The following is a 14,754-nucleotide window of genomic DNA, read 5'->3' on the forward strand; positions in this document are numbered from 1 at the left end:
GGAAGTTGATTTCCTCCACTCAGTGCTTCCCGGTGGTGCTCGATCCGGGGACGCCGCCTGGTCCGGTCTCCGTCTTGCGGCGGAAGCTCTCGATCCTTTCCGTGGAGCTCTGCTGGGTGTCCTCGATCTCCTTGAGGTTGGCGTGGGTGGCGTCGACGAGCCCCTTCAGGGCTTCCCTGAGGCCGTCCGCGACCTCCATGCAGTACTGATTGTTCTCCTCGTAGCCGGGCCGGGCCTGGTAAGCGAAGTCGTCGGTCCAGCCGGGCCATTCGGTGAAGTCGCGTTCCCGCCTGATGAAGCGCTGCCGTATGCGCTCGGCGATCTCGGGCAGCGCCTCCATGCTTGTGATAGCGCGCCGGAGCGCGGCGGGACTGGCCTCGTATGTGCCGTCCGTACCGGAACTCATACCCTTCGCCTTCCTCCGCGCCGCTCCGCGGATCCCACGGTGACCTCGACCGCCCGGTCGCCGCTCCGCGTCCGGACGACCGGATCGAGGGCACCCGTGGCCGCCGTACGCCGGGAAGGACGACAGTGGCCCTCGCCGTGCTGCCCCCGGTCCTCACGCGCGCCGGATTTTCCGCGCAACGCCCGTTGTCGCAGGGGCTGTTGATGCTATCAGTAGGTGTACTGCACACGTCTACCCGATGTACACCATCTGAATACCGATCGTGAGGCGGCGGCACGACAAGAGCCCACGCCCGAATACCGCGCGGCTGGACGGCGCGTGTGAACCGCGAGCGGTACGACCGGTACCGGCAGCCGCGACAGGAGCCCGTCAGCCGCGTCTCCGTGGCTCCGCTCCCGTCACACGGCCGCGTCCGGCGCCGTGCCGTCCTCGGTGACGAGATGACAGGAGACCTGTCGGCCGCCATCCGCCGCCGCCGGAATCGACCGCGGTACGGGGATCTCACTCCGGCAGCGGTCGACGGCGACCGGACAGCGCGTGTGGAAGCGGCAGCCCGGCGGCGGCGCGAGCGGGCTCGGCAGCTCTCCGCTGAGCACGATGCGCTGGCGGGAACGCTGTTCGACCGGGTCGGGCACCGGCGCCGCCGAGAGCAGCGCCTGGGTGTAGGGATGCTTGGGGTCGGCGAACAGCGCGGCGGTCGGGGCCTCCTCGACGATCTGCCCCAGGTACATCACCGCGATCCGGTCGGCGAGGAACTCCACCGCCGCCAGATCGTGCGTGATGAAGAGGCAGCCGAAGCCCCGGTCGCGCTGCAGATCGGCGAGGAGGTTGAGGACGGACGCCTGCACGGAGACGTCGAGCGCCGAGGTCGGCTCGTCCGCGATCAGCAGATCCGGGTCGACGGACAGCGCCCGTGCGATGGAGACGCGCTGCCGCTGGCCGCCGGACAGCTCGTGCGGATGCCGGTCGATGTGTTCGGGCCGCAGCCCCACCTGGCGCAGCAGCGCCGCCACCCGCTGCCGGGCGGCCTCACCGCGTGCCATTCCGTGGAGCCGCAGCGGCTCGGCGATGATCCGGCCGACGGTCATCCTGGGGTCGAGCGAGGACGACGGATCCTGGAAGACCAGATGGAAGTCCTTGCGCAGCGGCCGCAGCGCCCGAGGCGGCAGACGCGTGATGTCGGTCCCGTTGATCCGTACGGTCCCGGACGTCGGCTCGTCGAGCCGTACGGCACATCGTCCGACGGTCGACTTCCCGCTTCCGGACTCGCCGACGAGACCGACCACCTCGCCGCGCGCGACGGTGAGGCTCACTCCGTCGACAGCGCGGACGGTCCCTTTGGACGCGGCGAAGTGCCTGGTGAGGGAGGTGATTTCGAGGACCGGCGGGACGTCGGCGCGCGGCGCGCCGGCGGCCTCGGCGGGAGCTACTGGAGCGGTGGTCACTGTCCGTCCTCCTTGTTCTTGTCGGCGGGCAGGTCCGGCCCGGCGGTGGGCCGCGGTGCCGGGACCGGTACCGGATGCCAGCAGGCAGCCAGATGAGGCACGTCCCGGTGCCGGGTCCCGGCCGGAGCTTCGAAGTCCGGCCTGGCCGCCAGGCACCGCTCGTCCGCGTTCGCGCAGCGCGGTGCGAAGGTGCAGGCGTCCGGCTGTTCGTCGAGGCTGGGCACAAGACCGGGAATCTCCGGCAGCCGGCGCTTGCCCTCGGCGCCCGGCCGGAGGACCGCGCTCAGCAGACCCGCGGTGTACGGATGACGAGGCGCGGCGAACAGCTCGTGCACCGGGGCCTGTTCGACCGCGCGGCCCGCGTACATCACCAGGACCCGGTCGGCGGTGTCGGCGACGACGCCGAGGTCATGCGTGATCAGCACGATGGCCGTGCCGAGCCGCTCCCGCAGGGACTGGAGGACCTCCAGAATGCCCGCCTGGACGGTGACATCGAGCGCCGTGGTGGGCTCGTCCGCGATCAGTACGCCCGGGTCGCACGCGACCGCGACCGCGATCATCACACGCTGGCGCATCCCGCCGCTGAGCTGGTGCGGATATTCGTCGACGCGCTGACGCGGCGCCGGGATGCCGACCAGTTCGAGCAGTTCGACCGCGCGCTCCCTGGCCTCGCGACGGCCGAGTCCGCGGTGCCTGCGCAGCACTTCACCGATCTGCCGGCCGATCGTCAGTACCGGGTTCAGTGAGGTCATCGGCTCCTGGAAGATCATCGCGATGTCCTTGCCGCGGACCTTCTGGAGCTCCTTGTCCGATGCTCCGGCGAGTTCGCGGCCGTCCAGCCTGATCGATCCCGTCACGGTCGCGCTGGGCGGCAGCAGTCCCATCGCCGCCATCGACGTGACGGATTTTCCGCAGCCCGACTCACCGACCACGGCAAGGACTTCACCGGGTGCGAGATCGAACGAGACGGCGTCGACGGCATGTACGGTCCGGGTGTCCGAGCGGAACGAGACGGACAGATCGCGGACGCTCAGCACGGCCCGAGGGCCGTCCGGTTCACTCATCGCGCGTTCGGTGACCACGGATGCCGCGCTCATCGGGTGCCTCCACGGGGGTCGAGGACATCACGCAGTCCGTCGCCGAGCAGATTGAAGGCCAGCGTCGCGGCGACGATCGCCAGGCCGGGAAAGACCGCCATCCAGGGCGCGGGTGCGAGGAACGACTGCGCGCCGGAGAGCATCACGCCGAGCGACGGATCCGGTGGCTGCACGCCCAGGCCCAGAAAGCTCAGCAGCGCCTCGCCGATGATCGCGGCGGGAATGCCGACCGTGGCCTGGACGATCAGCGCCGAGGTCGCGTTGGGCAGGATGTGCCGTCCGAGTACGGTCCCGTCACCGCCGCCGTTGGCGATCGCCGCCGCAACATAGTCGGCGTGCTTGAGCCGCAGCGTCTCGGCGCGGGTGATCCGGATGACCGCGGGTATCTGCGAGATCCCGATGGCGATCGTGGCGTTGGTCAGCGAAGGACCGAGCACCGCCGCCAGGCCGACCGCCAGCACCAGGAACGGAAAGGCCAGCATCGTGTCGGTCAGCCGGGACACGGCGCTGTCGGCGAACTTCCCGTAATACCCGGCCAGCAGTCCGAGCGGTACGCCGACCAGAAAGGCCAGCACCACCGCGACCACGCCGACCTGCATGGACGCCCGGGCGCCGTACACGATGCGGGAGAGCTGGTCGCGCCCCAGATCGTCGGTGCCGAGCCAGTGGGCCGCGCCGGGCGGCGCGAGCGCGTCGGCGAAGTCCGGCCGCGCCGGATCGTACGGTGTGAGCAGTGGCGCGAACAGCGCGGCCAGGACGAACACCGCCGCGATGGCGGCTCCGGTCAGAGCGAGCCGGTTCTTGCGCAGAGCGCGGAGTCCGGGACTGCTCGCCGTCCGTGTCCCGGCCGTCCGGATCGCTGTGAGTACGGCTGTGGTCACCGGGCACCTCCGAGCCGGATGCGCGGGTCGATCACCGAATACAACACGTCGACCAGCAGATTGATGAGGATGTACGCGGCTGATGTGCACAACACCACGGCCTGCAGCGTCGCGTAGTCACGGGTGAAGACGGCGTCGATGGTGAGCTTGCCGAAGCCGGGCAGCACAAATATCTGCTCGGTGACGACGGCGCCGGAGATCAGATGGCCGAGTTGCAGGCCGAGGACGGTCACCACCGTCACCAGGGAGTTGCGCAGCGCGTGGCCGCCGATGACCTGGCGCCGGGTCAGGCCCTTGGCGCGTGCCGTGCGGACATAGTCGGCGGAGAGTGAATCGAGCATCGCGGCTCTGGTCTGGCGCATCACGACCGCCGCGAGCCCGGAGCCCAGGACGATCGAAGGCAGCACCATACGGCGCAGATTGTCCAGCGGATCGGTGCCGAAGGGCACGTATCCGGAGGCCGCGAAGACCGGTACGGCGATGGCGAAGGCCAGGACCAGCACAATGCCGAGCCAGAAGGTCGGTACCGAGAGGCCGAACAGGGCGATGGCGTTGGCCAGCCACTCCTCGGGCCTTCCGCGGCGTACGGCGGCGACCACACCGGCTCCGATACCGAGGACGACCGCCAGGAGCATGGAGAGCGCGGCCAGTTCGAGGGTGATGGGCAGCGCCGCCGCGATGGCGTCGGCGACGGGCAGGCCGGTACGGGACGAGGTGCCGAGGTCGCCCGTGACGGCATGTCCCAGGTAACGCCCGTACTGGACCACGATGTTGTCGTTCAGTCCATAGCTCTCGCGGACCGCGGCGAGCGCCTCGGGGCTGCGTTCCTCACCGGCGAGGGCGAGTGCCGGATCGCCCGGCAGGGCCCTGATGCCGGCGAAGACCACGACGCTGACCAGAAAGAGAGTGATCAGGGACTGCCGCAATCGCTTCAGCAGGTATTTCGTCATCGGGTGTACCCCGCGGTCGTGATCCGGACCAGTCCGTCGCCGTAGATACGGACACCCGCGACCGATGTCGTGGCGACGGCGTAGTTCTTCTGCCGGTAGACATAGATCAGGGCGTGTTCGGCGCTGACGCGGCGCGTCAGCTCGTCGTAGATCTGGGCGCGCCGCGCCGGATCGGCCTCGGCGCGGCCGTCGGCGACGAGCCGGTCGATCGCCGGGTCGGAGAGCCCGTACGCGTTCATCGCTCCTTGTGTCTGGAGGAAGCTCGCGATGTTGCCGTCCGGATCGAGCCGGCCTGACCAGCCGCTGGCGAACGCGTCGTACTTCCCGGCGTCGGTCTCCTCCAGCAGCGTGGCGTACTCGGTGGGCCGCAGTGTGATCGCGAAGCCGGCCTCCTTGGCCATGGCCTGGACGACCTGGCCGAACCGGCTGGACTCGGGAGTGGTGGAGACCTTCAGCTCCATCCGCACCGGCGTCTTCACTCCGGCGTCCCTGAGCAGCTTCCTCGCCCGCGCCACATCGCGCTTGGGGCATCGCGTGGCGCGCACGCCGGGCGCGATGGCCGATCCCGGGGAGATGGGCCCGCAGGCCGGCTCGTACATGTCCTGGAAGACGACCTTGTTGATCAGTTCACGGTCGATGGAGAGCTCGAACGCCTCGCGGACCCGGACGTCCCGGGCGATGGGAGTGTCGATCTTCCCGGGCTTCGCGCCGAGGCCCCGCACATTGCCGACGTTGAGGCCGATGCTCTGGTAGCCGAGGGACGGCGAGTTGAAGACCTGGAGCTTGGGCTCGGTGAGGGCGCTGCGTACGTCGACCGGCGCCATCTGGTCGCCGACCTGGATATCGCCGGAGCGCAGATTGGCGAGGCGGACATTGCCGTCCGGGATCGGCTTGTAGATCACACCGTCGAGATGGACCTGGCCGGCGTTGTAGTAGTCCGGGTCCTTCTCCAGCACGATCCGGTCGCCGCCGACGCGTTCGGTGAACCGGAAGGGACCGACGCAGGAGGGATGGTTGGTGAAGTCCTTGCCGTACTTCTTCAGCGCGGCCGGTGACATCACCATCCCCGAGCGGTCGGCGAGCACTCCGACGAGCGGGACGTACGGCTGTTTGAGAGTGAGTCTGACGGTGTACGGGCCGGTGGCCTCGACGGTGCGCAGCGGAGCGAGTTCGGTGGCGCGCGCGGAGGCCGGCAGATCGCGGTGGCGCAGCAGCGAGGTGACGACGGCGTCGGCGTCGAGCCTGGTGCCGTCGCTGAACTTCGCGTCGCGGCGGACCGGGACGGTGACGGTGCGGCCGTCGGCCGAGACGGTGGGAAGCGCCGTGGCGAGCTGTGGAACGATCGTCCCGTGCTCGTCGATGTCGTACAGCTTCTCGCACATCCCGGCGAAGACCGTGCGGCCGACCAGGGTCTGGGCAAGGCTCGGATCGAGTTTGTCGGGGTCCGCGTTGAGCGCGACGGTGAGCGTACCGCCGTCACGTACGGGGCGTTCGTCGGTCATCCGCACTCCACCGACCTCGGTCGCGGAGGACTGGAGCGACACACAGCCCGAGATGAGGAACGTCAACGCGGCGGCGACGGTGCCGATGGTTGTTCGGCGCACGAGGTACTGCCTCCCGCCATGAGCTGATCAAGGAATACCGCCGACCGTATTTCGCATACAGAGCCTCCGACAAGGGCCTTTTCGTGACGCTGGAAGGTTTTCGATGAAGATCGGGTAACCCGGCGCGGCAAATCGGTCGTGAACAGCTCAAGTACGGAGGTCGTACCCGAGACCGACGATTCCTCCGCCCGCGCGACCGGCCCGGCCGCCGCTGGTACGGACACGCGCGTGGCGGTCGTGACCAGAGCGGACCGGGCCGGGTCGAGGCGGGCCGGAGCGGGAAGCGGCCGGAATCAGCTTTCGGTGAGCATGCCCGTACGGAGCTTGGCGAGAGTGCGGGAGAGGAGACGGGAGACATGCATCTGCGAGATGCCGAGCCGCTCACCTATCTGAGCCTGCGTCAGTTCCTGGCCGAAGCGGAGTTCGAGGATGTGCCGTTCGCGGTCGTCGAGAGTGTCGAGGAGCGGCGCGAGAGTGTGCAGGTCCTCGACCAGTTCCATCCCGGGATCGCAGGAGCCGATGAAGTCGGCGACGGAGGCCGCGCCCTTGCCGGGCCCCTGCGCGTCGGCGCCGTCGGTGGGCAGGTCGAGCGAGTCGCTGTTGTATCCGTTGGCCGCGATCAGCCCTTCCACCACCTCTTCCTCGCTCAGCTTGAGATGCTCGGCGAGTTCCCTGACGGTCGGGTCGCGGTCGAGGGCCGCGGCGAGCCGGTCCTTGGCCTGGGCGAGTTCGATACGCAGTTCCTGCAGCCTGCGGGGCACATGCACGGCCCAACTGGTGTCCCGGAAGAAGCGCTTGATCTCTCCCACGATGTACGGGACGGCGAAGGAGGTGAACTCGACTTCGCGCGAGAGGTCGAAGCGGTCGATGGCCTTGATCAGGCCGATGGTGCCGACCTGGATGATGTCTTCGAGCTGGTCGTTGCGGTTGCGGAAGCGGTGCGCGGCGAACCTGACCAGGGACAGGTTCATCTCGATCAGCGTGTTGCGGGCGTACTGGTACTCGGCGGTGCCTTCTTCGAGGACCTGGAGCCGGTCGAAGAACAGCTTCGACAGGTTCCGGGCGTCCTTCGGAGCGATCTTTCCGGCGTCCTCGATCCTGGGCAGCTCACCGGTCCGGGCGAGAGCACCACCTCGGACCACCGGTTCCGTCTCCAGCAGTGTGTGGTGCCTCGTGGACGGTGCGGATATCGACATGGCGTTCATCCCCTCCCGGAGTAGCGGTTCGGCGACCGCCGCCTGCCCGCTCAGCCCGCTCTCACACCCGTAACGGACAGGATTTTTCCGCTTCTTGTGAACGGCGCGCGGCAGGGACGCGCATGCGCGGTGCCGGGTCGGTCACCGGACGCGGGCGCCGGTGCGGCGGAGTCCCGGGATGTGTCGGACAGGGCCTACGGCCGGCCGGCTGTCATCGGTCATCGGTCGGCCGCCGGCTGCTCGTAGTGCTGCTCCGTCCAGACGGCCTTCCCGTCGTCGGTGTACCGGACGCCCCAGGCAGGAGCGAGCTGCGACACGATGAAAAGCCCTCGGCCTCCTTCGTCGCCGGCCCGCGCATGGCGAAGCCGTGGCGCGGCGCCGCCGCTGTCATGCACTTCGCAGGTGAGGCGCGGCGGCGAGTTGATGAGCCGCAGGGACACCTCCGGAGCTCCGTACAGCACCGCGTTCGTCACCAGTTCGCTCGTGATCAGCTCGGTCTCGTACGCGGTGTCCGCGGGCACCCGCCAGGCACGGAGCTGACGGCGCGCGTGTGCCCGGGCCGCCTCGGGAGCTCTGGAATCGCAGTCCAGCTCCCAGGAGGCGACACGGTCGGCCGGGAAGGGCCGGGTGCGGGCCAGCAGGAGCACCGCGTCACCACGCTCCACCGGCTCCCGCAGCGTATAGAGCACTTCGTCGCAGAGCTCCGCGAGCGGTCGGCTCGGATCCGCGAGGACACTGCTCAGGCTCTCCAGGACACCGGCCCTGGCGGAGGCGGAGGCGGAGACAGGCATGGCCGCGGAGTGCAACGCCAGGACCGAACCCTCGGCGAGCCGCAGAGAGCTCGTGGCGAAGGGAGTTCCTCCCTCGGTCCCGAGGACGGGGCCGCGGTGCAGGTCCGGCCGGTGGACCGCGCCGTCGGGTTCGATGATCAGCGGCCCCGGATGTCCGGCGCAGGCCACGGTGCACCGCAGAGTGAACGGGTCGTACACCGCGTACAGGCAACTCGCCGTCAGGCGCCGCCGGTGGAGCGGGTCGCCGGACGGAAGGTCGGCCCGCTCGTCGGCGAGGAACAGCGCGATGTCGTTGAGGCGCGCGAGGAGGTCGTCCGGTTCGAAATCGAGAGCGGCGAGCGACCGGATGGCGGTGCGCAGTTGTCCCATCGTCGCCGCGGCCTGGATGCCCCGGCCCGCGACCTCGCCGATCACCAGCGCTGTCCTGGACCCGGACAGCGCGATCGTGTCGAACCAGCCCCCGCCGCCTTCCGTGCCCAGCAGATGCAGATGAGCCGTCTCCAGAGCGATGCCGGTGGTCGGGCCCGGAGGCAGCAGCCGGCGTTGCAGCGTCGCCGCCACCGTGTGTTCCCGGGTGAAGCGACGGGCGTTGTCGACGCACACGGCCGCGCGGGAGGCCAGGGAGAGTGCGGTGTCGACGTCCTCCTCGACATAGGCCGGGGTGCCGGCGACCCGGTAGAAACTGACCAGCCCGAGGACGCCGCCGTGCAGGGCCAGCGGTGTCACGATCAGCGAACGCGCGTCCCAGGCGCGGAGCACCTCGGCCCGCTCGGGTTCGGCGGCCAGCCAGGGAGCGTCGGGCCGCACGGAGATCAGCCGCGGCCGCAGGTCCACCAGGGACTGGGCGAACGGAGTACGGGCCGGCATGCTCCGCACATCGCCCACCGGATACGCCGGCGCGGCAAAGGCGTCGTCGTGGGTCCAGGCGCTGTCGCGGCCTCGGAACGCGGCCCGGCGCAGCGGTGTGGTCCTGGCCGTCTGGCCGAGCGGAGGGTCTTCACCGCACACGACCGATTCGACGACGTCCACCACCACGATATCGGCGAACTCCGGCACGACGGTGTCCGCCAGTTCCTGGCAGGTGGTGACCACATCGAGCGTGGTGCCCACTCTGTCGCGTACGGCGTCGGCGACACGAAGACGTGTCCGTATCCGGTCCTGGCAGGTGACATCGGTGGCCGAGATCGCGACGCCGATGGCCTGTCCCCCGGCGTCCTCCAGCCGGAACGACGCGAGCGAGAGCACGGTCGTCGGAGCCTGCTCGGGTCCGGCGCGGACCCGCAGCAAGGTGTCACGGCTCAGCCGGCCGGGCAGCGCCTCGCGCACCATCCTGTCGACCGGTTCCGGCTCGGCAGGTGCCAAGATCTCACTGAGCGTAAGGCCGAGGATCTCCTCCACCGCCACCGTGCTCATCGCGCGACCCGCCTGGTTGACCCGTACGAGCCGCAGATCCGCGTCGAGGACGAACAGGCCCACCGGCGACTCACGGAACAACGCCTCCAGCGCGGCGCCATCCGTCTGTCCCTCGCCACCGGACGACGCGCGCACCGCCCAGACGACGGAGCCGTCCTCGCCGGTCTCGGCGCCGACCGTCAGTCCCGGTGGGACCTGAAGGCGGTCCGCAGAGGCCGGTGCCACACGGCGGTCACGCAGAAGGTCCGCTGCCTGGCGCCCCAGTACGTCCTCCGCCCGCCGTCCGAACAAGGTCGCCGCACGGGCGCTCCAGCGCACCACCACACCTTCGGCGTCCACGATCAGCAACGGATCGTCACGGGCCACCTCGACCACCTCCCGACACCAGTCTGTCCGGCGTCGCGCGATCGCGCCGAACAACGCCGTACTCATCGGTCGGGTCGGCCGCGGACGGGCTCCGCGCGGCAGGAGGTGTGTGGATCGCGGCCGCTCAACACGTCGGACCGGCCGTTCGGTGCCTCCTCCATGGGTGGCACCGAACGGCCGGCGGATCGGCGGGCCCGGTCGGCCGGGCCCACCGTTTCACCTCTGCCGGGTCACTGCTTCGCGTAGAGCGCGTCGCGGAGTGCTTTGTTGGTCTCCGCCACGGCGTCCTTGTCGGACTTGGTGCCCGACAGGGCGTTGAGCATCATGAAGTCGTGGGTGATGCTCGGGTAGTGGGTGTAGGTGACCGGGACTCCGGCACTGCGCAGCTTGTCCGCGTATGCCTTGGCGGCGTCGAGCAGGACGTCGGAGTCGGTGATCACCAACGCCTTGGGCAGGCCCCGGAGTTGGTCGACGGTGGCCAGCAGCGGCGAGGCGAGGATCTTCTGCCGGTCCGCGTGGTTGGGAGCGTAGGCGTCCCAGAACCACTCCATCGCCGGGCGGGTGAGCCAGCAGCCCTCGGCGAACCGGTTGTACGAGGGAGTGTCGAAGCGGGCGTCGGTGACCGGGTAGAGCAGCACCTGCTCGCGGAAGCGCGGCCCGCCGCGTTGCTTGGCCATCAGGGTCACCGCCGTGGCCATGTTGCCGCCGACCGAGTCTCCGGCGATGGCGAGCCGGGAGGAGTCGACGTCGATGTCGGCGCCGTGATCGGCGACCCACTTCGCCACGGTGTACGCCTGCTCCAGCGGCACCGGGAACTGTGCCTCGGGAGACGGCGTGTAGTTGACGAAGATCACCGTGGCGCGGGCGCCATTGGCGATCTGGCGCACGAGCCGGTCATGGGTCTGCGCGTTGCCCAGGATCCAGCCTCCGCCGTGGATGTAGACGATGCCGGGCAGCGGGCCCTTCACGCCGGGCGGGCGGACGACCCTGATGGACACCGGACCGGTCGGACCGCCGGGCACGGTCCGCTCGCTGATGTCCGCGGGCAGTTTGGCCACCGGGCCCGACTGGAGTTTGTTGAGGACCTCACGCGCCGCCGCGTACGACATCTCGTACAGCGGGGGCCCGCCCTCGGCGGCGAGCTGGTTCAGGAACGCCTGGTTCTGCGGTTCCAGCTTCACCGGCGGATTACCGCACGGAGCGTACTTCGGCGTGGCCGAGGCCACAGCGAGACCGGGCTGACCGGCGCCTGACGACGCGGACTGGTGGTCCGTCGGACCAGCACAGCCGCTGATCGCGGCCGCAGCGGCGGTGAACGTCGCCACCAGGCCGTACCGCACCCGGCGCCGCGAACCCGCGGGTATGAATGAAGCCATGGCACTTCCCTTCGGAAAGCAATGGGGCCTCGTTCATCAGCATGCGGTGAGGGCGCCGCGCCGGGCGCGCCGGACTAGCCCGGAAGTGTGGGACCGCGTCCCGGAGAAGGGCCGTCGGGCCATGTCCGACGACTTCCGGTCCGCCGACGGCGTCAGCCGCCGGCCGCCATGGCCGGAGGCGGCCGGCTCCGGTCGTTTCCAGTTGGTTTGCTGTCAGCGCCGCACAGGCAGGCCGGGATAGAGCTGACCGGGATCGCCGGAGAGCGCGGCCTTGGTACGCAGGCTCTTGTCGTCGGCGATCACTTCGAGGGCGCGTGCCTCGATACCGTCCAGTGCGGCGACGGCGACCTTGGCGGGGTCGACCTTGTCCGAACTCTCGACGTAGTGAGCCATGTCGGTGTCCATGTAGCCGACGTGAAGGGCCGTCACATCGATGCCGGCCGGTGCCAGTTCCTGCCGGACCACATCGGTCATCGCCCATTCGGCGGCCTTGGCGGAGCTGTAGCCGCCGTACGCCGGATAGTGCGCCCAGGACAGCACGGACAGGACGTTGAGGACGGCCCCGCCGCCGTTGGCCGTCAGCACCGGCGCGAAGGCCCTGGTGACATTCAGGGAGCCGAAGAAATGTGTCTCCATCTCCAGTCTGATGTCCGCCATGTCGCCGTTGACCAGACCGGCGTGTGTGCTGATACCGGCGTTGTTGATCAAGAGCGTCACGTCCGGCGCCGCCTGAGCGGCCCGCGCGACGGAATCGGGATCGGTGATGTCGAGCCGCAGCGGTACGGCGCCGGGGAGGTCGACCGTCGAGGGATTCCGCGCGGCGGCGTAGACCTTGGCGGCCCCGCGGCTGAGCAGCTCGGCGGCGAGATGACGGCCGAAACCGCGATTGGCACCGGTCACCAGCGCGACCGAGTTCTGGATGTCCATGAGTTCTCCCGTGGCTGGGTAGGTATTTACAACTTAGGACACCTGGGTAGGCAGATGCAACTCAGAGGTAGACTGGTGGCATGAAAAGGCCCGACCATGACGACAGGACGGAACCGGCCTGCTCGATCGCACGGACACTGGAAGTCGTCGGCGACAAGTGGACTCTGCTGATCCTGCGGGAGGCCGCTCTCGCGAACGTGACACGGTTCGCCGATTTCAAGGACCGGCTCGGCGTCGCGCCGGACATTCTCAGCGCCCGCCTGGGCACGCTGGTGGACGCGGGCGTCATGACGAAGCAGCCGTACCGGGAGCCCGGCTCCCGCACCCGGTTCAGCTACCACCTCACTCCGGCCGGCGAGGAGCTGCGTCTGATCCTCGCCGCGCTGCAGCAGTGGGGCGACGAGAACCGTCCGCGCGCGGTGGGTCCCAGCGTCGTGCGGCGGTCGGCGGACCTGGGCCGTCCGGTCCGTGTGGCGTTTGTCGACGACACCGACACCACCGTCCCGACGGACGCCGTGAAGTTCATCCGGACGGCCTCGTATCCCTCCTGAGACCACCTGGTCCACCTGCGGTCCAACGGCGGAACGGCCGTCCAGGGCTTCCCGGACGGCCGTTCCCGCGCCTCGCGCCGTCCGGCCACCGCGGTGTCCGGACGCGCGCCACATCATGTCGTCCTGACGCGCCCGCCCGGCAGTGTCAGCAGCACATACAGCACCAGCGAGGCACCGAGACCGACCGCCCAGCCGTAGTCCGCGAGCGGTCGCAGGAACGGGATCAGACCGTCCTCGGGAAACGGTCCCGCTCCCGGCGCCGAGTGGGAACCTCCCACGGCCAGCACACCGCCGACGGCGAAGGCGAGCACCGCCCGTGGATTCCAGCCGTTCGTGTACCAGTAGCGACCGCCGGGCCGGTACAGATCGCCGAGGTCGAGGACCGCCCGGCGGACGATCCAGTAGTCCGCGATCAGGATGCCCGCGACCGTACCCAGCAGACCGCCCACCAGCCCGAGCCAGGTGAAGATGTACAACTCGGGCGTGGCCGTGAGCTTCCACGGCATGATCACGACACCGACGACCCCGGTGATCAGCGCGCCGGTACGGAAGTTGATCAGCTTCGGCGCCAGATTGGCGAGATCGTACGCGGGTGAGACGACATTGGCGGCGATATTCACCGAGATCGTCGCGACCAGCACGGTCACCAGCGCGAAGAGCAGTCCGAAGACATTGTCGGTCTTGGCCGCGAGCGCGACCGGGTCCCAGACGGGAGCGCCGTACACCGCCTGAGAACCGGACGTGACGAACACCGACAGCAGCGCGAAGAGCGTCATGGTCGTGGGCAGACCGAGCGACTGTCCCCATATCTGGGCGCGCTGTCCCGCGCCGAAGCGGGTGAAGTCGGGGATGTTCAGGGACAGCGTGGACCAGAAGGCGATCATCCCCATGAGGGACGGGAAGAAGACCGGCCAGAAGTCCGCGCCCCAGCCGAGCCTGGACGGCTGGTCGAGCAGCGGCCCGAGACCGCCCGCCTTGACGGAGATCCAGACGAGCAGGACCAGCGCGCCGACGATGACAAAGGGCGCGGCCCAGCTCTCGAAGCGCCGCAGAGTGTCCATCCCGCGGTAGATGATGGCGAGTTCGAGCGCCCAGAAGAGGACGAAGCAGAGCCAGAGCGTCCAGGGCTGTCCGCCGATCCTCGACGCGTCCGTCCAGCCGCCGAAGATCTTTCCGAGCAGTACGAAGATGCCCTGGCCGCCGATCCAGGTCTGGATGCCGAACCACGCGCAGGCGACGGCCGCGCGGATCAGCGCCGGCAGATTGGCGCCGCGCAGTCCGAAGGACGCGCGGGCGAGGACGGGAAACGGTATGCCGTACTTCGGTCCCGCGTGCCCGGTCAGCAGCATCGGGAACAGCACGATCAGATTGGCCAGTGCGATCGTGAAGACCGCCTGCTTCCAGTCCATGCCCAGCGTGACCAGCCCCGAGGCGAGCAGCCAGGAAGGGATGTTGTGCGCCATGCCGACCCAGAGCGCGGCGAAGTTGTAGGTCGTCCAGCGGCGCCGGGCGACAGGGACGGGCAGCAGGTCGTCATTGACGAAACGGCTGTCGTCGGGAGCGGCGCCGGGCGCGAGCTCCACCCGGCCCTGGGAGTCGGTCCGGGACGGCGGACCGGATATCGGTCCTTCGGACGGCGCCGGCGGTACGGTCGCGGTCATGGCGGCGGGACCCTTCGTTCGAGAGCGGTTGTCGGGGACGTCGAACGAGGCCGTGCGGGGCGGGTTCGGTGCTGAGCGGGATGTCCGGCG

12 protein-coding genes are annotated in these 14,754 nt (G+C 69.5%); 1 reads left to right on the forward strand and 11 read right to left on the reverse strand.

What is annotated here, in order from left to right; genetic code table 11:
- Positions 1-19: 19 nt before the first annotated feature.
- The 10 genes from PV679_RS20830 to PV679_RS20875 all read right to left on the reverse strand — a co-directional run bounded on the left by PV679_RS20830 (position 20) and on the right by PV679_RS20875 (position 12,452).
- Positions 20-406, reverse strand: coding sequence for a hypothetical protein (locus tag PV679_RS20830; RefSeq protein ID WP_319681840.1), 387 nt, complete (start codon positions 404-406; stop codon positions 20-22).
- Positions 407-804: 398 nt separating this feature from the next.
- The gene (locus PV679_RS20835; protein WP_416069764.1) at positions 805-1,851 is read right to left on the reverse strand and encodes an ABC transporter ATP-binding protein; all 1,047 of its coding nucleotides are present in this window, start codon (positions 1,849-1,851) and stop codon (positions 805-807) included.
- Entirely contained in the window at positions 1,848-2,948 is a 1,101-nt protein-coding gene (locus PV679_RS20840) for an ABC transporter ATP-binding protein (RefSeq protein ID WP_319681841.1), read from the reverse strand. Before PV679_RS20840 ends, PV679_RS20835 begins: the two co-directional genes overlap by 4 nt.
- The gene (locus PV679_RS20845) at positions 2,945-3,805 is read right to left on the reverse strand and encodes an ABC transporter permease (protein WP_319681898.1); all 861 of its coding nucleotides are present in this window, start codon (positions 3,803-3,805) and stop codon (positions 2,945-2,947) included. The genes PV679_RS20840 and PV679_RS20845 overlap by 4 nt, the downstream gene beginning before the upstream one ends.
- Positions 3,806-3,825: 20 nt before the next feature.
- Entirely contained in the window at positions 3,826-4,779 is a 954-nt protein-coding gene (locus PV679_RS20850) for an ABC transporter permease (RefSeq protein WP_319681842.1), read from the reverse strand.
- Complete coding sequence (locus tag PV679_RS20855) at positions 4,776-6,383, reverse strand: ABC transporter substrate-binding protein (RefSeq protein WP_319681843.1); 1,608 nt, start codon at positions 6,381-6,383, stop codon at positions 4,776-4,778. Before PV679_RS20855 ends, PV679_RS20850 begins: the two co-directional genes overlap by 4 nt.
- A gap of 293 nt (positions 6,384-6,676) precedes the next feature.
- A complete protein-coding gene (locus PV679_RS20860) occupies positions 6,677-7,588 on the reverse strand; it encodes an RNA polymerase sigma factor SigF (RefSeq protein ID WP_416069765.1) in 912 nt (303 codons plus the stop codon).
- 209 nt (positions 7,589-7,797) lie between these two features.
- Positions 7,798-10,149, reverse strand: a complete 2,352-nt coding sequence (locus PV679_RS20865; RefSeq protein WP_319681845.1) for a SpoIIE family protein phosphatase — start codon at positions 10,147-10,149, stop codon at positions 7,798-7,800.
- 230 nt (positions 10,150-10,379) lie between these two features.
- Positions 10,380-11,525 (reverse strand): alpha/beta hydrolase, encoded by a 1,146-nt coding sequence (locus PV679_RS20870; RefSeq protein ID WP_319681846.1) that lies wholly within the window; start codon positions 11,523-11,525, stop codon positions 10,380-10,382.
- Between the two features lie 213 nt (positions 11,526-11,738).
- Entirely contained in the window at positions 11,739-12,452 is a 714-nt protein-coding gene (locus PV679_RS20875; RefSeq protein WP_319681847.1) for an SDR family oxidoreductase, read from the reverse strand.
- Between the two features lie 80 nt (positions 12,453-12,532).
- On the opposite strand from PV679_RS20875, the gene PV679_RS20880 reads away from it, so the two are divergent.
- Complete coding sequence (locus PV679_RS20880; protein ID WP_319681848.1) at positions 12,533-13,003, forward strand: helix-turn-helix domain-containing protein; 471 nt, start codon at positions 12,533-12,535, stop codon at positions 13,001-13,003.
- Positions 13,004-13,116: 113 nt separating this feature from the next.
- On the opposite strand, the gene PV679_RS20885 is transcribed toward PV679_RS20880, so the two are convergent.
- Positions 13,117-14,664 carry an NCS1 family nucleobase:cation symporter-1 gene (locus PV679_RS20885; protein WP_319681849.1) on the reverse strand — a complete coding sequence of 516 codons (1,548 nt, stop codon included), beginning with the start codon at positions 14,662-14,664 and terminating at the stop codon, positions 13,117-13,119.
- Positions 14,665-14,754: the final 90 nt, after the last annotated feature.

This window comes from Streptomyces sp. AK02-01A (assembly GCF_033795305.1).
Taxonomy (GTDB): Bacteria; Actinomycetota; Actinomycetes; order Streptomycetales; family Streptomycetaceae; genus Streptomyces.